Annotated in this window: 14 protein-coding genes; 9 read left to right on the forward strand and 5 right to left on the reverse strand. The window is 63.7% G+C overall.

From position 1 onward, the window contains the following. Positions 1-986: alpha/beta fold hydrolase (locus J5M71_RS09680; RefSeq protein WP_243434145.1), on the reverse strand; the 986-nt coding region annotated here is incomplete at its 3' end. Between the two features lie 102 nt (positions 987-1,088). Then, entirely contained in the window at positions 1,089-3,464 is a 2,376-nt protein-coding gene (gene ppsA, locus J5M71_RS09685; RefSeq protein ID WP_207831821.1) for a phosphoenolpyruvate synthase, read from the reverse strand. A gap of 177 nt (positions 3,465-3,641) precedes the next feature. Here ppsA and J5M71_RS09690 point away from each other — a divergent pair, with 177 nt between their 5' ends. Continuing rightward, a complete protein-coding gene (locus J5M71_RS09690; RefSeq protein WP_063913850.1) occupies positions 3,642-4,460 on the forward strand; it encodes a pyruvate, water dikinase regulatory protein in 819 nt (272 codons plus the stop codon). A 166-nt stretch (positions 4,461-4,626) separates the two neighbouring features. On the opposite strand, the gene J5M71_RS09695 is transcribed toward J5M71_RS09690, so the two are convergent. Next, entirely contained in the window at positions 4,627-9,492 is a 4,866-nt protein-coding gene (locus J5M71_RS09695; protein WP_207831763.1) for an NAD-glutamate dehydrogenase, read from the reverse strand. Between the two features lie 273 nt (positions 9,493-9,765). Here J5M71_RS09695 and J5M71_RS09700 point away from each other — a divergent pair, with 273 nt between their 5' ends. Beyond that, positions 9,766-10,119 carry a hypothetical protein gene (locus J5M71_RS09700; RefSeq protein ID WP_013971664.1) on the forward strand — a complete coding sequence of 118 codons (354 nt, stop codon included), beginning with the start codon at positions 9,766-9,768 and terminating at the stop codon, positions 10,117-10,119. Positions 10,120-10,203: 84 nt separating this feature from the next. On the opposite strand, the gene J5M71_RS09705 is transcribed toward J5M71_RS09700, so the two are convergent. Beyond that, the gene (locus tag J5M71_RS09705) at positions 10,204-11,109 is read right to left on the reverse strand and encodes a LysR family transcriptional regulator (protein ID WP_207831764.1); all 906 of its coding nucleotides are present in this window, start codon (positions 11,107-11,109) and stop codon (positions 10,204-10,206) included. A 123-nt stretch (positions 11,110-11,232) separates the two neighbouring features. Between J5M71_RS09705 and lysA the strand changes: the two genes are divergently transcribed. From lysA to soxR, 4 genes are all read left to right on the forward strand, one after another. Then, complete coding sequence (gene lysA, locus J5M71_RS09710) at positions 11,233-12,465, forward strand: diaminopimelate decarboxylase (protein ID WP_207831766.1); 1,233 nt, start codon at positions 11,233-11,235, stop codon at positions 12,463-12,465. A gap of 211 nt (positions 12,466-12,676) precedes the next feature. After that, a complete protein-coding gene (locus J5M71_RS09715) occupies positions 12,677-13,120 on the forward strand; it encodes an acetyltransferase (protein WP_063913847.1) in 444 nt (147 codons plus the stop codon). 59 nt (positions 13,121-13,179) lie between these two features. Next, positions 13,180-13,917, forward strand: a complete 738-nt coding sequence (locus J5M71_RS09720) for a GntR family transcriptional regulator (RefSeq protein ID WP_207831768.1) — start codon at positions 13,180-13,182, stop codon at positions 13,915-13,917. A 178-nt stretch (positions 13,918-14,095) separates the two neighbouring features. Beyond that, the gene (gene soxR, locus J5M71_RS09725) at positions 14,096-14,551 is read left to right on the forward strand and encodes a redox-sensitive transcriptional activator SoxR (RefSeq protein WP_207831770.1); all 456 of its coding nucleotides are present in this window, start codon (positions 14,096-14,098) and stop codon (positions 14,549-14,551) included. Between the two features lie 107 nt (positions 14,552-14,658). Here soxR and J5M71_RS09730 read toward each other — a convergent pair whose 3' ends face one another. Further along, complete coding sequence (locus tag J5M71_RS09730) at positions 14,659-14,955, reverse strand: DUF3144 domain-containing protein (RefSeq protein ID WP_207831772.1); 297 nt, start codon at positions 14,953-14,955, stop codon at positions 14,659-14,661. Positions 14,956-15,098: 143 nt separating this feature from the next. Here J5M71_RS09730 and J5M71_RS09735 point away from each other — a divergent pair, with 143 nt between their 5' ends. The 3 genes from J5M71_RS09735 to J5M71_RS09745 all read left to right on the forward strand — a co-directional run bounded on the left by J5M71_RS09735 (position 15,099) and on the right by J5M71_RS09745 (position 17,898). Next, the gene (locus J5M71_RS09735; protein WP_207831774.1) at positions 15,099-15,959 is read left to right on the forward strand and encodes a CAP domain-containing protein; all 861 of its coding nucleotides are present in this window, start codon (positions 15,099-15,101) and stop codon (positions 15,957-15,959) included. A gap of 224 nt (positions 15,960-16,183) precedes the next feature. Beyond that, on the forward strand, positions 16,184-16,966 hold the full coding sequence (locus J5M71_RS09740) for an aldolase (protein WP_207831776.1): 783 nt from the start codon (positions 16,184-16,186) through the stop codon (positions 16,964-16,966). 44 nt (positions 16,967-17,010) lie between these two features. Then, the gene (locus J5M71_RS09745) at positions 17,011-17,898 is read left to right on the forward strand and encodes a dihydrodipicolinate synthase family protein (RefSeq protein WP_207831778.1); all 888 of its coding nucleotides are present in this window, start codon (positions 17,011-17,013) and stop codon (positions 17,896-17,898) included. Positions 17,899-17,904 lie beyond the last annotated feature (6 nt).

Genomic DNA, 17,904 nt, shown 5'->3' on the forward strand with positions numbered 1-17,904 from the left:
GCGGGCACAGGCTCCACCATCACCGTGGACGCATGCACCGGCACCAGCGGATCCCGCAGCCAACGCTCCACCAACGGCCACACCTGCACCTGCGCGGCCTTGCTCACCAGCATGTCGACATGCCCGAAAGCCTCGAACCCTTCCTCGCGCCCCAGCCGCAGAAATTGCTTGCGCTCGCCGCCCAACTGCTCGAACAGCTTGCGGCAGGCCCACACCGGGTCCTGGAAATCCCCCGCGCCAGCCACGGCCAGCAGCGGCACATCCACCTCGGCCAGCCCCGCCCACCAGTCGCTCTGCTTGTCGCCAAAACGTCCGAACAGGCCATGCCAGCGCATGCTCTCCAGCGCCAGGCCAATCGGCTCGTCCTCCGGCCCACGCTTGAAGCGCGGCCCGGAAATCTGCCCCCAGCGCTTGAGCAGCAGCTTCGCCCCCCACGTCAGTGGCGGTACCTTCAACGGCCAGTACACGCGGCTGATCTGGGTACCGAACAGCGCCACGCTGGCCACCTGCTCGGCAGCCAGAAAGCCACCGCCCAGCGCTGCCACCAAGGTCGTACCCCCCAAGGAGTGGCCGACCCAGTGCGGCGCCTGCCCCGACTGCTCGCGCACGAAAGCCGCAATCAGCGGCAGGTCATCACGGGCATAGGCAGCAACGCTGTTGTGCTTCCAGTCATGGTTGCGCGGCGACAGGCCATGGCCGCGCATTTCCGGGATCCACACATCGAAGCCGGCGCGGGCGAGATAGGCCCCCAGGCCAACCCCTTTGGGCGAATACCAGAAGCGGCGGTTGGAGAAGCTGCCGTGCAGGAGAACGACCGGCACGCCCTGGACCTGGTCCTGATCGGCCAGCCCCAGACGGGTGACAGCCAGCTCGACGCTGGGGTCAGGGCTGTTGCCGGCCTTGATCCGGTACACGTCTTCGCTGAGGTCGCCGCGGCGTTCGGCACTGAGCAGGGCCACGGGGAATAGAGTGCTGCTGCTTTGCATAAGGTTGCTTGGTGCACAAAAAAGGGCGGGATCCATTGCTGGAGCTCGCCCTGGAAAAAACCAGGCGGGGGTGCGCCAGACGCACCCCCGCGTTTTACTGCATCAGACCGCGCCTTGGCCTTCAGCCAGGTAGAACCAGGTTTCAAGTACCGAGTCCGGGTTCAGCGACACGCTGTCGATGCCCTGCTCCATCAGCCACTTGGCCAGGTCCGGGTGGTCCGACGGGCCCTGGCCGCAGATACCGATGTACTTGCCAGCCTTGTTGCACGCGGCAATGGCGTTGGCCAGCAGCTTCTTCACCGCCGGGTTACGCTCGTCGAACAGGTGGGCGATGATGCCCGAGTCACGGTCCAGGCCCAGGGTCAGCTGGGTCAGGTCGTTGGAGCCGATCGAGAAGCCGTCGAAGTATTCCAGGAACTCTTCGGCGAGGATGGCGTTGGACGGCAGCTCGCACATCATGATCACGCGCAGGCCGTTGTCGCCACGAGCCAGGCCGTTTTCGGCGAGCAGGTCTACGACCTGGCTGGCTTCGCCCAGGGTACGCACGAACGGCACCATGATCTCGACGTTGGTCAGGCCCATCTCGTTGCGCACGCGCTTCAGGGCACGGCACTCGAGCTCGAAGCAGTCACGGAACGATTCGCTGATGTAACGCGAAGCGCCACGGAAGCCCAGCATCGGGTTTTCTTCTTCCGGCTCGTACAGCTTGCCGCCGATCAGGTTGGCGTACTCGTTGGACTTGAAGTCCGACAGGCGCACGATGACCTTTTTCGGGTAGAAGGCCGCTGCCAGGGTGCTGATGCCCTCGACCAGCTTCTCGACATAGAAGCCGACCGGGTCGTTGTAGCCGGCAATACGCTTGTCGACGCTGTCTTTCAGGTCGGCTGGCAGGCCGGCGTAGTTCAACAGTGCCTTGGGGTGCACGCCGATCATGCGGTTGATGATGAACTCCAGGCGCGCCAGGCCGACACCGGCGTTGGGCAGCTGGGCGAAATCGAAGGCGCGGTCCGGGTTGCCGACGTTCATCATGATCTTGAACGGCAGGTCGGGCATGGCATCGACCGAGTTCTGCTTGACGTCGAAGCCCAGCTCGCCCTCGAAGATGAAGCCGGTGTCGCCTTCGGCACAGGACACGGTCACACCCTGGCCATCTTTCAGCACCTGGGTGGCGTTGCCGCAGCCGACCACGGCCGGAATACCCAGCTCACGGGCGATGATCGCCGCGTGGCAGGTACGCCCGCCACGGTTGGTGACGATGGCGCTGGCGCGCTTCATCACCGGTTCCCAGTCCGGGTCGGTCATGTCGGAGACCAGCACGTCGCCAGGCTGGACCTTGTCCATTTCCGATACGTCGTTGATCACGCGGACCTTGCCGGCACCGATGCGCTGGCCAATGGCACGGCCTTCGACCAGTACGGTGCCCTTCTCTTTCAGCAGATAGCGTTCCATGACGTTGGCGCTGGAGCGGCTCTTCACCGTCTCAGGGCGCGCCTGGACGATGTACAGCTTGCCGTCATCACCGTCCTTGGCCCATTCGATGTCCATCGGGCGTTGGTAGTGCTGCTCGATGATCATGGCCTGCTTGGCCAGCTCGCTGACCTCGGCATCGGTCAGGCAGAAGCGCGCGCGCTCGGCGCGGTCCACTTCGACGGTCTTGACCGAACGGCCGGCCTTGGCTTCTTCGCCGTAGACCATCTTGATCGCCTTGCTGCCCAGGTTGCGGCGCAGGATGGCCGGGCGGCCGGCCTGCAGGGTGTTCTTGTGCACGTAGAATTCGTCAGGGTTGACCGCACCCTGCACCACGGTTTCGCCCAGGCCGTAGGCGCCGGTGATGAACACCACGTCGCGGAAGCCCGACTCGGTGTCGAGGGTGAACATGACACCGGCAGTGCCGGTTTCGGAACGGACCATGCGCTGCACGCCGGCGGACAGGGCCACCAGCTTGTGGTCGAAGCCCTGGTGCACGCGGTAGGCGATGGCACGGTCGTTGAACAGCGAGGCAAACACTTCCTTGGCCGCGCGGATCACGTTGTCGACGCCACGGATGTTGAGGAAGGTTTCCTGCTGGCCGGCGAACGAGGCGTCCGGCAGGTCTTCGGCGGTGGCCGAGGAACGCACGGCAACCGCCATGTTGTCGTTGCCGGCAGCCATTTCGGCGAAGGCCGTACGGATTTCCGAATCCAGACGTGCCGGGAAGTCGGCTTCCATGACCCACTGGCGAATCTGCGCGCCGGTCTTGGTCAGGGCGTTGATATCATCCACGTCGAGTGCGTCGAGTGCGGCATGGATACGGTCGTTGAGACCACTCTGTTCGAGAAAATCGCGGTACGCCTGCGCCGTAGTGGCAAAGCCGCCCGGCACCGATACACCAGCACCTGCGAGGTTGCTGATCATCTCGCCCAGGGATGCGTTCTTGCCCCCCACATGCTCCACATCATGGACGCCGAGCTTTTCGAGGGAAACTACGTACTCTACCAAGGTGATCTCTCCACTGACTGTATTGGAAAAGCTCAAGGGCGCCCGCCTGCCTTCGTTGACTTGGCCGGACGCTTGTGGCCTGTACCTGGAAAATAAGTGAGAATGCCGACAGCCGCATTCGGCAAACCGAACTTATCATATCCAAGAAACGTCATCAGCTTAAGGCCCAGATCGCAAATGAAACGAACCGCGTTCTTCATCTCCGACGGCACCGGCATCACCGCCGAAACCCTGGGCCAGAGTCTGCTCGCTCAATTCGAGAGCATTCCATTCAGTAAATTCACCCGTCCCTACATCGATTCGCCGGAAAAGGCGCGGACCATGGTCCAGCAAATCAACGCTGCGGCCGAGCGTGATGGTGTACGCCCGATCATCTTCGACACCATCGTCAATCAGGACATCCGTGAGATCCTGGCTACTTCGAATGGCTTCATGATCGACATCTTTTCTTCGTTTTTGTCCCCGCTGGAACAGGAATTGACCGCCCATTCGTCGTATTCGGTCGGCAAGTCGCACTCCATTGGCGGCAATTCCAACTACATGGAACGCATCGAGGCGGTGAATTTCGCCCTCGACAACGACGATGGCGCGCGCACCCACTATTACGACAAGGCCGACCTGATCCTGGTCGGTGTATCGCGCTGCGGCAAGACCCCCACCTGCCTGTACATGGCCATGCAATTCGGCATCCGCGCCGCCAACTACCCGCTGACCGAAGACGACATGGAGCGCCTGCAGCTGCCGGCGGTGCTGAAAAAGCACCACAACAAGCTGTTCGGCCTGACCATCGACCCTGACCGCCTCACCGCCATCCGCCACGAACGCAAGCCCAACAGCCGCTATTCCAGCTTTGCCCAGTGCGAGTTCGAAGTGCGCGAGGTGGAAAGCCTGTTCCGCCGGGAGAACATTCCCAACATCAATTCCACGCATTTTTCGGTGGAAGAGATTTCGGCGAAGATCCTGGTGGAGAAAGGGGTGGAGCGCAGGTTCAAGTAAGCCTGTACCGGCCTCTTCGCGGGCACGCCCGCTCCCACAGGGACCTCACTACACTCAAGCCTTGTGATACCCCTGTGGGAGCGGGTTTACCCGCGAAAGGGCCAGCACAGGAATACAAAAAAAGCCCCGGCATCGCTGCCGGGGCTTTGTTTTACTCACCTTGGGCTCAGGACGGCACCACCGTTGCCTGCCCGCTCATGGCCAGGTCGACCAGCTCGCGGTTGGCCACCGCGTACATCGCATAGTCGGTGCCGGTGGCATTGCGCAGGTCGTCCAGCATGGCGCGCCAGCGCTCCACCATCACCCGGTGCTGCTCGGCCCACAGCGCCACACGGGCGTCCATGTCTTCCGGTGCATCGGCCATCTGCAGTACCGAGATGGTGATCGCCCGCTGCTGCAGGTCGATGTCGTCGCGGAACGCCTCGCGGGCCAGTGCCTGCCAGTTGTTTTCCACCGGCAGGTTGCTGATTTCCTGCAGGTACCAGGTCAGGTCCAGCGCGCTGCCCACGGCGAAGAACGCCTTGGCCACCTGTGCCGGGTCATGGCCGGTAACGTCCGAAGCCTCGATGATCGGCAACAGGGTGTACAGGTGGGTAGTGCCGGCCACCATGCGCGCCAGCAACTCCGGTACACCAGCCTCGACGAAGCCCTGGTAGCGCACCATCCAGCGCTCGCGGGTCGGGCCTTCGAGCAACTCGTCGAGCTTGAGCCCCAGTTGCGCGATCTTCGGCCCGAAGTGCGCGGTGTCACGCCCGGCGTCCTGCTCGTTGCGGCGGCTGCGCAGGAACCAGCGGGTGGCACGGCGGCCCAGGCGCATCAGCTCGTCCATCAGGGTCAGCTGGATCTCCGCCGGTACCTGGTAGTCCAGTGCCTCGATCTGGCGGAACCAGTGCGGCAGGTGGAAGATGTCGCGCACGATCACATAGGCCCCGGCCACGTTGGCCGGGCTCATGCCGGTCGACTCTTTCAGGCGCTGGACGAAGGTGATGCCCATGTTGTTGACCAGGTCGTTGGCGATCTGGGTGCTGACGATTTCGCGTTTCAGGCGGTGGCGGCGCATGGACTCGGCGAACTTGCTGACCAGCGACGGCGGGAAGGCGGTTTCCATGTCGCGGGTCAGGTAGTCGTCGTCCGGCACCAGCGACTTGAGCAGCTGTTCCTTGAGGTCGATCTTGCTGTACGAGATCAGCACCGACAGCTCGGCGCGGGTCAGGCCCTGGCCGGCGGCCAGGCGTTCGGCCAGCTGCTCTTCGGATGGCAGGAACTCGATGGCGCGGTCCAGCTTGCCACGGGCTTCCAGGTCGGCCATCAGGCGCTTGTACTCGGCAATCCGCTCGCGGGCGCGGCGGGCAGCCAGCGACAGCGCCTGGGTCTGCTTGTAGTTGTTGCCCAGCACCAGGCCGGCCACTTCGTCGGTCATGCTGCCCAGCAGCTGGTTGCGCTGCTTCTCGGTCATGTCGCCACCCTGCACCACTTCGTTGAGCAGGATCTTGATGTTGACCTCGTGGTCGGAGCAGTCCACGCCGCCGGCGTTGTCGATGAAGTCGGTGTTGGTGGCGCCGCCGTGCAGGCCGAACTCGACCCGGCCGAGCTGGGTCATGCCCAGGTTGCCGCCCTCGCCCACCACCTTGCAGCGCAGTTCGTTGCCATTGACACGCAGCGCGTCGTTGGCCTTGTCGCCAACATCGGCGTGGCTCTCGGTGCTGGCCTTGACGTAGGTACCGATGCCACCGTTCCACAGCAGGTCTACCGGTGCCTTGAGCAGCGCGTTGAGCAGCTCGGTCGGGGTCAGGCGATCGGCATCAATGGCGAAGCGCTCTTTCATCTGCGGGCTGATGGCGATGCTCTTGGCACTGCGCGGGAAGATACCGCCGCCTTCGGACATGATGCTGGTGTCGTAGTCGCTCCAGGCCGAACGCGGCAGGTCGAACAGGCGCTTGCGCTCGGCAAAGCTGGAGGCAGGCTCCGGGTTCGGGTCGATGAAGATGTGCAGGTGGTTGAACGCGGCCACCAGTTGCAGCTTGTCGGACATCAGCAGGCCGTTGCCGAACACGTCGCCGGCCATGTCGCCGACGCCAATGACGGTGATCGGGTCTTCCTGCACGTTGATGCCGCGCTCGCGGAAGTGGCGCTGCACGCCCACCCAGGCGCCGCGTGCGGTAATGCCCATCTTCTTGTGGTCGTAACCGGCCGAGCCACCCGAGGCGAAGGCGTCGCCCAGCCAGAAGCCGTAGTCGATGGCGATGCCGTTGGCGATGTCGGAGAACGTCGCGGTGCCTTTGTCGGCCGCCACCACCAGGTACGGGTCGTCATCGTCATGCCGCACCACGTTGGCCGGCGGCACCACGCCACCGTCCTTGAGGTTGTCGGTGATGTCCAGCAGGCCGGAAATGAAGATGCGGTAGCACGCCACGCCTTCGGCGGCGATCTCGTCACGGCTGCCGCCCAGCGGCAGGCGGCGCGGCAGGAAGCCGCCCTTGGCGCCGACCGGCACGATTACCGAGTTCTTCACCTGCTGGGCTTTTACCAGGCCCAGCACCTCGGTGCGGAAGTCTTCCTCACGGTCGGACCAGCGCAGGCCACCACGGGCGACGTTGCCAAAGCGCAGGTGCACGCCCTCGACCCGTGGCGAGTAGACGAATATCTCGAACTTGGGCACTGGTTTAGGCAGTTCGGGGATCAGCTTGGGGTTGAACTTGAAGCTGAAGTACGACTTGTTGTGGCCGTTGGCGTCCGGCTGGTAGAAGTTGGTGCGCAGGGTGGCCTTGATCAGGTCCAGGTAGCGGCGCAGGATGCGGTCTTCGTTCAGCACCTGCACGTCATCCAGCGCGGTCAGGATGGCTTGCTCCAGACGCAGTTGCTTGTCATCCAGGTCGTCCTGGGTGAGCTTGCGCGCCAGGTAGAAGCGGGTCTTGAACAACCGGGTCAGCTCGCGGGCGATGTCGGTGTGGTTGTTCAGGGTGCTGGCGATGTAGCCCAGGTCGAAGCCCAGGCGGATCTGCTTCAGGTACCGGGCGTAGGCACGCAGCAGTGCCACGTCGCGCCATGGCAGGCCGGCGGTCAGCACCAGGCGGTTGAAGGCGTCGTTCTCGGCATCGCCACGGACGATGTGGATGAAGGCGTCCTGCAGGATGTCATTGAGCTGCTGGATGTCCAGGCTCAGGCCTTCGCTGTAGGTGAAGGCGAAGTCGTGGATCCAGTAGCCGCGGCCACTGGCATGACGCAGGCGGTACGGGAACTCGCCGAGCACGCGCAGGCCAAGGTTTTCCAGGATCGGCAGCACGTCGGACAGCGCCAGCGGAGTGTCGGCGTGGTACAGCTTGCAGTGCAGGATGCGCTCGCCGGCCTGGGTCAGCGGCTGGTAGAAGCTCATCGCCAGCGGCTTGCTTTCCGACAGGTTCAGCACGTGCTGCAGGTCGACCACCGCCGAGTGCGCGGCGAAGCGCTCGCGGTAACCGGCCGGGAAACCTTTGGGGAAGTCGGCGAGGATGTTGGTGCCCTGGGCTTCGCCGAAGTTCTCGATCACCAGCGCCGAGTAGTCGTCATTCCACGAGCGGCAGGCCTGGATCACTTCGCGTTCCAGTTGCTGCGGGTCGATGTCGATGCGGTTTTTCGGGTCTACCCGCAGAATCAGCTGCACACGGGCCAGCACCGATTCGGAGAAGAAGGTCCAGAACTCGCAGTCGCTGGCCTTCAGGCGCTCCATCAGCACCTGCTGGATCTTCTGCCGCACTTCGGTGGAGTAGATTTCCCGCGGTACATAGGCCAGGCAGTAGCAGAAGCGGCCGTACGGGTCCTTGCGCAGGAACACGCGGATCTTGTTGCGCTCCTGGATCTGCACGATCGACATGACCGTGCTGAACAGCTCGTCGACCGGGGTCTGGAACAGGTCGTCGCGCGGCAGCACTTCCAGCACCTGGGCCAGTTCCTTGCCCAGGTGGGCCTTGGGATCGAAGCCTGAGCGGCGCTCGACTTCGGTGACCTTCTCACGGATATAAGGGATGGCATGCACGCTTTCGCCGTACACCGACGAGGTGTACAGGCCCATGAAGCGATGCTCCTTGATCACCTTGCCGTCGGCATCCAGCTGGCGGATCGACACGTAGTCCGGGTACGCCGGGCGGTGTACGCGGCTGGGCAGCGCGGCCTTGGCGAACGACAGCAGCAGCGGCTCGTTGAGGTAGGCCACGGCGTAGTCTTCGATGCGCAGCTCGTCGCTGGTCAGGCCCACGCGCAGGCGGCGCGGCAGGCCGAGGAACGACTGCTCGTCGTAGACCATCTGGCCGCCGTCGGCGTCGCCCTTGACGGTGAATTCTTCATAGCCCAGGAAGGTGAAGTGGTTGTCCAGCAGCCACTCGAGAAACGCCTTGACCTCGCCCTTTTCGTGTTGCGCCGGGCCAAAGGCGGTCTGCTCCACCTCCGCCACCACTTCACGCAGCTTGGCCTTCATCGGTTCGAAGTCGGCAACCACCACCCGCACCTCGGCCAGCACCTGCTCGATCTCGCGGGCCAGTACCGTCAGCTCGGCGGCGTTGGCGCAACGATCGATCTCCAGGTACATCAGCGACTCATGGCGTACGCCCTCGCCCTGGGTGCCCTTGGGCAGCAGTTCCAGCAGCTCGCCCTTGGTGCCGCGGCGTACGCTGAGCACGGTGGTCTGCAGGGTGTGGATGCTGTAGCCGCGGCGGTTGAGCTCGGTACGCACCGAGTCGACCAGGAACGGCAGGTCGTGGTGCAGCACTTCGACCACGGTGTGGGTCGATTGCCAGCCATTGCGTTCGTAATCGGGGTTGTACACCCGCACTTGCGGGTATTCGGGGTCGAAACGCTCGATGATGCGCCAGGCTGACAGGGTGCAGCCGGCCAGGTCGGAAAGCCTGCGTTGGGTGAGTTCGTCCAGAGAGATGATGCCGAAGAACTGCTCGGCGAACAGCGCGACTTGTGGCAGGGACTGTTCGCTGATGTGCTGCGCCAGGGCCGCTTGCAGTTGGTGCTGGAAGTCGGCTTTGCTGGCTGCGGTGAAGAACGCCATCTGTGGTACTCCGCTTGGGCTTTGTAATAGTTGAAGCGTCGCTGCGTGCGCCGTGTACGGATCAACGATAGCCAACCCGTGGCAAGGCGGACGGTAAAACCAGGCGTTGAACGTGCGCAGGCACGCCCAGGGCTCGCCGAAGCTTAACGACTGATCGGTCACAAGGCTTGCAGCGCTGCGACAATTTCGGTCAAGGGGCGGTAACTTTACGTTTATGCCTGCCGGCAAGACTGTCAGAATTCCCTTCCGTTTCCGTTGATCCGAGCCTTGTCCATGCAAATCAATACTGCCCTGCTGTTCGCCACCCCTTGCGATGACGAGGAAGACAACATGGCGACCCTGTGCTGCCACAGCGACAAGGGTCAGATGTTCCTGCTGACCCGCTACCCGGACGAAGACACCGTCGACCTGACCCTGGATGACGAGCCGTCGACACTGGACGGGTTGAAAGTGACCCTGAGCGCCAAGCGCCTGCTGATCGAAGTGGCGGCCGGCGACCGCGATGCACTGAAGGGCGATGAGGTGCTGGAGATCAACCTGACCAGCGAGTTGAGTGACATGGATGAAGTGAAGGAAACCCTGGAGAACATCCTGGCCGGGACTGGTACCTTCGTCTGCGAGCTGTAACGAACTGAATACCGGCGCTGCCCGCTCCCACAGTGATCGCGCCAGCTTTCAGGTTTTGTGCAAGGCAGTTCCCCCCCACAACGATCATGCCAGCGCTTGCTGCATCTCCCGGGCCTGCACCCGCAACGCCTGGCAAAACGGCTCCACCGCTGCCGAAGCCGGCCGATGGTCCGGCCTTATCAGCATCACCTGGTACGGCACCGACACCCGCAACCGCCGAATCGGCAACCCGCCCTGCGCCGCCTCCAGCCCACTCAGCGGGTTGATGATCGCCACCCCCAGGCCCTGCCGGACCATGGCGCACACCGAGGCAGCACTGGTGGTCTCGATGACCGTGCGGCGGTTCACCCCCGCCGCACGGAAGTGCTGGTCCAGGCGCTGCCGGTAGGTGTCGAGGCTGGCCAGGTTGATGAAGTCGACCTCGTGAAAATCGCTCAACTCCAGCTCGGCCCGGGCCTGCAGCGGATGCCCCTCGGGCAGCACGCACACCATGTTGGCGCTGAACAGCAATTCGCCGTAGGCGCCACGCGGTATCTGCTCGACCTCGGTCAGGCCCAGGTCATGCTGCTGGGCCACCAGTGATTCCTCCAGCAAAGGCGACTCCTGCGCCAGGATACTCACGCTCACGCCCCGGTGCTGCTGGTGAAAGCGCTGGCAAGCCTTGGGTAGCAAGGTCTGGGAAAACAGCGGCAGGCAGGTTATGGCCAGCCGACCCTGTTCGAAATTGCGGATGGCCTGGGCAAAGCGGTCGATGCGCTCCAGCCCTACGTAGGCCCGCTCAACCTCCTCGATCAGCAGCAACGCCTGGGCGGTCGCCACCAGGCGCCCACCCTCGCGCTCGAACAGGTTCAGCCCGGTTACCTGCTCCAGCCGCGCCAGTTCGCGGCTGACAGTGGGCTGCGAGGTGAACAGCAGGCGCGCCGCACCAGTGACACTGCCAGCGGCCATGATGGCGCGGAACACTTCAATATGGCGGACGGACAGTTTCATGGCAAAACCCGGTAAGTCGGCAATGGTCATATCAGATATGAATGACCGACAGAAAAATAGCTATTTTTCTGAATTCCTGCTTTGGCTCATCCTCGTGGCCTTCCTTATATGAGTAACGCCACCATGACTGCACCCTTCACTCTTCTGGCCGACGCAGTTCGCCAGCACGGCTCGCCGCTGTGGGCCTACGACGCCGGCACCATCGCCGAACGGGTCGAACAGCTGAAGGTGTTCGACACCGTGCGCTTCGCCCAGAAGGCCAACCCCAACCTGCATGTGCTGCGCCTGATGCGCGCCCACGGTCTGGTGCTGGATGCGGTGTCGCTGGGCGAAATGGAACGGGCTTTTGCCGCGGGTGCAAGCGTGGATGGCGACCCTGCCGGCGTGGTACTGACCTGCGATGCGCTCGACCGGCCGACCCTGGAGCGGGTGGTGGCCTCGAAGATCGAAGTCAACGCCGGTTCCATCGACATGCTGCGCCAACTGGGTGAACGCTCTCCCGGCCACCGCGTGTGGATCCGCATCAACCCCGGCTTCGGCCACGGCCACAGCCGCAAGACCAACACCGGCGGCGAGAACAGCAAGCACGGCATCTGGCACGAAGAGCTGGGCGAAGCGCTGGCCTGCGTTAAAAACCATGGCCTGCACCTGGTGGGCGTGCACATGCACATTGGCTCCGGGGTGGATTACCAGCACCTGGAGCAAGTGGCCCGCTCGATGATCGAGCTGATCGGCCGCCTGGGCGTGGACATCGAGGCGTTCTCCATTGGTGGCGGGCTTTCCACCCCGTACCGCAGCAGCGACAAGCCGGTCGACCTGCAACGCTACGCCCGGACCTGGGCCGTGGCACGCAAGGAAATCGAAGCGATGCTGGGCCACCCCGTGCGCATGGAGATCGAGCCAGGGCGCTTCCTGGTGGCGGAATCGGGTTACCTGGTGGCCGAGGTGCGCGCCGTGAAGCAGGTGGGCCGCAATACCTTCGTCATGATCGATGCCGGCTTCAACGACCTGATGCGCCCGGCGATGTACGGGGCCTACCACCGCATGACCCTGCTCGACGCCAACGGCCAGCCGGTGGAGCGCCCACGGCAGCCGACCGTGGTGGCCGGGCCGCTGTGCGAGTCGGGCGATGTATTTACCCAGGATGACCAGGAACTGACCCCGCATGACCTGCCCCTGGCGCAGGTGGGTGACCTGCTGGTGATCCACGACGCCGGGGCCTATGGCGCGTCGATGTCGTCGAACTACAACAGCCGGCCTTTGCTGCCGGAGTTCCTGATCGAGGATGGGGCGCTGCGGATGATTCGCCGCAGGCAGACGGTGCAGGACCTGCTGGGTCTGGAGGCGGGCTTCTGAGATCGCGGGTAAACCCGCTCCCACAGGTACGGCGCCGGGCTCGAGGGCAGTGCCGTGCTTGTGGGAGCGGGTTTACCCGCGAAAGGGCCGGCCCGGCCGACACATCAACTGATGTCCTGCCCCACCGTCCATTGCCCCGCCCCACACAATCCGGGTACCCTTTTCCTTCATCCCGCACTCCCCAGGCCATACACCGCCCAGGCATGACTCCATGATCATTCGCCAAAGCATCGCTGCAGACCACCCGCAGCTGCTCGACATCTGGCTGCGCGCCGTGCGCGCCACCCATCACTTTCTGCAAGCGTCCGACATCGAGGCGCTGCTGCCGCAATTGCGCGACGTCTACCTCCCGGCCGTCGAACTCTGGGTTGCGGTAGACACCGATGACCGCCCGCTGGGGTTCATCGGCTTCAATGAAAACCACGTGGAGATGCTCTTCGTCGACCCCGAACGCCACGGCCAGGGCATAGGCCGCGCGCTGCTGGATTTCGGCCGTCAGTCGCGCAGCACGATGAGCGTCGATGTCAACGAGCAAAACCCGCAGGCAGTGGGGTTCTATCGGCACTACGGTTTCATCCAGACCGGCCGCTCAGCGCTGGACGGCGAAGGCCGGCCGTTCCCGTTGTTGCATATGAGCCTGCCCGCCCAGGCCTGATTTCCGGTGCCGCTTTGCGCCCCTGGCGCTGCTACAAATTCGCGAGACAGACCAACGGCATGAACCCGACGCGCTATACCACCGTGGCAAAGGACTTGATGGAGGGCATCGCCAGCGGCCGCTACCCGGTGGGCAGCCTGCTGCCGACCGAGTTCGAGCTGTGCGACCTTTACGATGTAAGCCGGCACACGGTGCGCACGGCGATCAACCAGTTGCTCAACCAAGGGCTGGTATCGCGGCGCAAGCGCGTGGGCACCCGGGTGGAGGCCAGCAGCCCGCGCGGTGGCTACTCGCAGTCACTGGCCAGCGTGGCGGACCTGGCACACCTGGCGGAAACCCAGCAACGGGAAATCCAGGACGTGCGCCACTTCGTCGCCGACCTGAGCGAGGCGGCGCGGCTGGGGCTGGTACCGGGCGAGCATTACTTCTGCGTGTCGAGCGTCCGCGTCGACCGTGTCCACAACGCGGCGCCGCTGTGCTGGACCGATGTGTACGCGCAGCGCGACTATGCCGCGGTCATAGATTTGGCCCGCGAGCACCCCGACCAGCTGATTGCAGGGCTGATCGAGCAGCACTATGGCCGGGCGATCGCAGTGGTCGACCAGCAGGTGCGGGCAGTGTTGCTGACCGCGGAAATGGCCCGGGTGCTGAAGGCCGAGGCAGGCTCACCGGGGCTGAAGATCATTCGCCATTACCGCGAGGAAAACGGCGACCTGATGGCGGTTTCCGAGACGGTGCACCCGGATGACCGCTTTACCCTGGTTACCCAGATACGCCGCGATCGGTCGCCGCCCTGATCGGGCAATCGGGGCCGCTATGCGGCCCATCGCCGGCAAGCCAGCTCCCGCAGCGTTCGCGCATGGTTTGAGGTCAATGCGGTCGCGGTGGGAGCGCCGGGCGTGCTCCGGGGGAAAGCGGTTGCGAAGAAGATCGGGCGGGACTATAAGAGCTCAACTTAACTTGAGGTCAGCAGGCATGACAGCGGACAACACACGGATGCTAACGGTAGGTGAAGTGGCCAAACGCAGCGGCGTGGCGGTGTCTGCACTGCACTTCTACGAGACCAAGGGGCTTATCGCCAGCATCCGTACGGCGGGTAACCAGCGCCGTTATCCTTCGCTGGTGTTGCGTACGCTGGCCATCATCAAGGTGGCGCAACGCACGGGTATTCCGCTTGAGGAAATCAGGCAGGCCTTCAGCCGCTACGCGCCCAACAGCAAACTCACGGCAGCGCAATGGGGCGAGATGTCGACCGCCTGGCGCGAAGACCTGAACGCCCGCATTCGCACCCTGGAAGCGTTGCGCGACAGCCTGGACAACTGCATTGGTTGCGGCTGCCTGTCGCTGGAAGAATGCCCGCTGCGCAACCCCGAGGATGTGCTGGGCAAGGAAGGTACCGGGGCGCGGATTCTGGAAAAGAAGGCCCGATAAGGCTGCGCTGGCGGGTAGAAGACTGAATTCGCAAGCGGTCGGCTCCCACAGGGTCCCTGCTAATTCAATGAGCCTTGTGCAGTTCCATGAGATCGCGCCCCCATGGTTCAGTCGCTTTTGCCCAGCACATACCGGTCAAAATGCTCGATGTGCTCGTCCAGGTTGTCCTCGAGCATCATCCGGTATTGCTCGCAGAAATACTTCAACAGCTCCTCCCGCGCGGCAGCCAGTTCGGCACTGGTCTTGAAACTGCGGGCACTCATCCAGGCATTGAAGCGCGAGGCGCCGAAGGTCAGTGAGGCACTGACCTTGCCCAGGTCTTCCATTTTCTCGATCTGCTGGTTCGCCAGTTCGATATGCGCATCCGCGCGGTCGTAAAAAGCCTGATCGGTAGCTTGTGTCATTGCGGTTTACCTTGTTGCAGCATTCAAGTTGAGTACCCGCGAAAAATTGTACCGCGTACACGTGAACCTGTATTGAGCCGCACAGTCTTAGCCGAGCCCTCAAATCGGCCTTGCCGTCGTTATCCAACAGAGCCATTCACCCCATGCGCCAAGCAGTCCGTCGCTCCCCCTTTGTCTCGCTCTGCTTCATCCCTTTTTTCCACCTGTTCGCCAACCCCGCCCATGCCAGCGGGGAAAGGCAACTGGTGGCAGCCATCAACGACTATCGCACCCAGCCACAACGCTGCGAGCGGCGCATTGTCCGGGGCTCGACGCCGCTGGTGCTGAAACCGAAACTGGCATTGCCGGTCGGCTACGACGGGGGTTTGCGAGAAGGATTGAAGGCTGCGGGTTATCAGGCGGTGAAGGTGCGGGCCATCCGCCTGGTCGGCGCGCAAGATGCCGAGGAGGCCTTTGACATGCTCCGCAGCGACTACTGCGCAGCCCTGCTCGATAGCCAATATGCCGATATCGGTGTGAGTCGCTCACGCAACGAATGGCGGGTGCTGCTGGCTCGGCCCCTGCTCGATGCCCAGCTTGGCGATAGGCGATCGGCAAGCAACGCGCTGCTGGCACAGGTGAACGCTGCACGGGCGAAGCCGCGCCTGTGTGGTCGCAAGCGCTTTGCCGCTGCACGCCCGTTGACCTGGAACACCGCCCTGGGAACGGCGGCGCAGCGCCACAGCCGGGCGATGGCCAACGACAATTTCTTCGCGCACCGCGACCTCGACGGTGATCTACCCGCGGATCGGGCATGGGATGCCGGCTACCGTGGGCGACAGATCGGCGAGAACATTGCCGCAGGCCAGGGGTCACCGAGCAAGGCGATGGCAGGCTGGCTGGCCAGCCCCGGGCATTGCGCCAACCTGATGAACCCGGTGTTTACCCAGGTAGGTGCGGCCTTTGCCGAGAACTCGCGTAGCGATAACGGCGTTTACTGGACGATGCTGTTCGGCGCGCCTTGAAGGGCACGTGCCAGCCCTCTGACCAGGGCTGGCCTGCCAATCGTTGCCCTGCACCACCTCTGACAACCCCGCCATACCTTCCCCCGCGCAGTCTCAGATGACTGGCGCTGATGATGACACATCGCTTGCATATGACACTTTGTGTCATTAATATCGCATTTGTGTCCTGACGGCGTTCCTCGCCGATCAGCAATCCATCGCCCCTCCCCATGCAGGTACCGCCCATGACGACCACCATGCAGACCCCCAAGGACCAACTGGTCAAACTCGCCCAGCAGCAGATGCTGACGGCGCTGGCCGACAACACCTACACCCCTCGACAAAAACTCGCCCTCACCTGCCGCATCCTGTTCGACGGTGGCCACGACTCCGGCCTGGCCGGGCAGATCACCGCCCGCGCCGAGCAGCCTGGCACCTACTACACGCAACAACTCGGTCTGGGCTTCGACGAGATCGCCGCTTCCAACCTGCTGGTGGTCGACGAAGACCTCAACGTGTTGCAAGGCCGCGGCATGGCCAACCCGGCCAACCGCTTCCACAGCTGGCTGTACCGCGCACGCCCCGACGTCAACTGCATCATCCACACCCACCCGCTGCACAGCGCCGCCCTGTCGATGCTGGAAGTGCCACTGGCCATCTCGCACATGGACCTGTGCCCGCTGTTCGACGACTGCGCATTCCTCAAGGAATGGCCCGGCGTTCCGGTGGGCAACGAAGAAGGTGAAATCATTTCCAGGGCGATCGGCGACAAGCGCGCGATCCTGCTTTCCCACCACGGCCTGCTGATCGCCGGCCGCTCGATCGAGGAAGCCTGCGTGCTCGCCCTGCTGTTCGAGCGCGCAGCGAAGATGCAGCTGCTGGCCATGGGCGCCGGTGACATCCGCCCCATCCCGGATGCCCTGGGCAAGGAAGCCCACGACTGGATCTCCACCCCCAAACGTCATGGCGCCGCGTTCAGCTACTACGCACGCCGTGCCTTGCGTGCCCATGGCGACTGCCTGGGCTGATCGAAGCTGTACCCTTTCCTTAACAACGGCAGAGGTGCCTGGTTATGTCTACACCTGTAATTCGCGGCGTTATCGGCTACACCATCACTCCCTTCACGCCAGGCGGCACGCTCGACCTGGATGCCTTGGGCGCGTCCATCGACCGCCTGATCGCCGACGGCGTACACGCCATCGCACCGCTGGGCAGCACAGGCGAAGGCGCCTACCTGTCCGACAGTGAATGGGAAACGGTGGTGCGCTTCAGCCAGGCGCGCATTGCCGGCCGCGTGCCCAGCGTGGTCAGCGTCTCCGACCTGACCACCGCACGTACCGTGCAGCGCGCCCGCCTGGCACAGGCATGCGGCGCCACCGCGGTGATGGTGCTGCCCATCTCCTACTGGAAGCTCACCGAAGCCGAAGTGGTCGCCCACTACAAGGCGGTGGGTGCGGCCATCGACATTCCGGTCATGCTCTACAACAACCCCGGCACCAGCGGCACCGACCTGTCGGTGGAGCTGATCCTGCGCATCCTCAACGAAGTGCCGAATGTGACCATGGTCAAGGAAAGCACTGGTGACATCCAGCGCATGCACCGCCTGTTCAAGGCCACCGATGGCCAGGTGGCCTTCTACAACGGTTGCAACCCGCTCACCCTGGAAGCCCTGGTGGCCGGCGCCACCGGCTGGTGCACCGCCGCACCCAACCTGATCCCGGCGCTGAACCTGGCGCTTTGGGACGCGGTGCAGCAAGGCGACCTGGCCGAAGCCCGCGCGCTGTTCTACCGCCAGTACGAACTGCTGGAGTACATCACCCGCCGTGGTCTGCCCACCACCATCAAGGCCGGTTTGAAAATGCTCGGCCAGGATGTCGGCGCGCCACGCCTGCCCCTGCAGCCGCTGGATGCGCAAGGCTGCGACTATCTGAAGAGCCTGCTGGTAGAGCTGGCCAACTGACCGCGA

The sequence above is a fragment of the Pseudomonas sp. 43(2021) genome (genome assembly GCF_017490805.1).
In the GTDB taxonomy this organism is placed as follows: domain Bacteria; phylum Pseudomonadota; class Gammaproteobacteria; order Pseudomonadales; family Pseudomonadaceae; genus Aquipseudomonas.

Bases quoted from the DNA above. Each gene is read 5' to 3' on its own strand.
- J5M71_RS09690 (WP_063913850.1), top strand. From the start codon at position 3,642: ATGAAACGAACCGCGTTCTTCATCTCCGACGGCACCGGCATCACCGCC.
- J5M71_RS09695 (WP_207831763.1), bottom strand. From the start codon at position 9,492: ATGGCGTTCTTCACCGCAGCCAGCAAAGCCGACTTCCAGCACCAACTG.
- lysA (WP_207831766.1), top strand. From the start codon at position 11,233: ATGACTGCACCCTTCACTCTTCTGGCCGACGCAGTTCGCCAGCACGGC.
- J5M71_RS09715 (WP_063913847.1), top strand. From the start codon at position 12,677: ATGATCATTCGCCAAAGCATCGCTGCAGACCACCCGCAGCTGCTCGAC.
- J5M71_RS09735 (WP_207831774.1), top strand. From the start codon at position 15,099: ATGCGCCAAGCAGTCCGTCGCTCCCCCTTTGTCTCGCTCTGCTTCATC.
- J5M71_RS09745 (WP_207831778.1), top strand. From the start codon at position 17,011: ATGTCTACACCTGTAATTCGCGGCGTTATCGGCTACACCATCACTCCC.
- J5M71_RS09730 (WP_207831772.1), bottom strand. From the start codon at position 14,955: ATGACACAAGCTACCGATCAGGCTTTTTACGACCGCGCGGATGCGCAT.
- soxR (WP_207831770.1), top strand. From the start codon at position 14,096: ATGACAGCGGACAACACACGGATGCTAACGGTAGGTGAAGTGGCCAAA.
- J5M71_RS09740 (WP_207831776.1), top strand. From the start codon at position 16,184: ATGACGACCACCATGCAGACCCCCAAGGACCAACTGGTCAAACTCGCC.
- J5M71_RS09700 (WP_013971664.1), top strand. From the start codon at position 9,766: ATGCAAATCAATACTGCCCTGCTGTTCGCCACCCCTTGCGATGACGAG.
- J5M71_RS09720 (WP_207831768.1), top strand. From the start codon at position 13,180: ATGAACCCGACGCGCTATACCACCGTGGCAAAGGACTTGATGGAGGGC.
- J5M71_RS09705 (WP_207831764.1), bottom strand. From the start codon at position 11,109: ATGAAACTGTCCGTCCGCCATATTGAAGTGTTCCGCGCCATCATGGCC.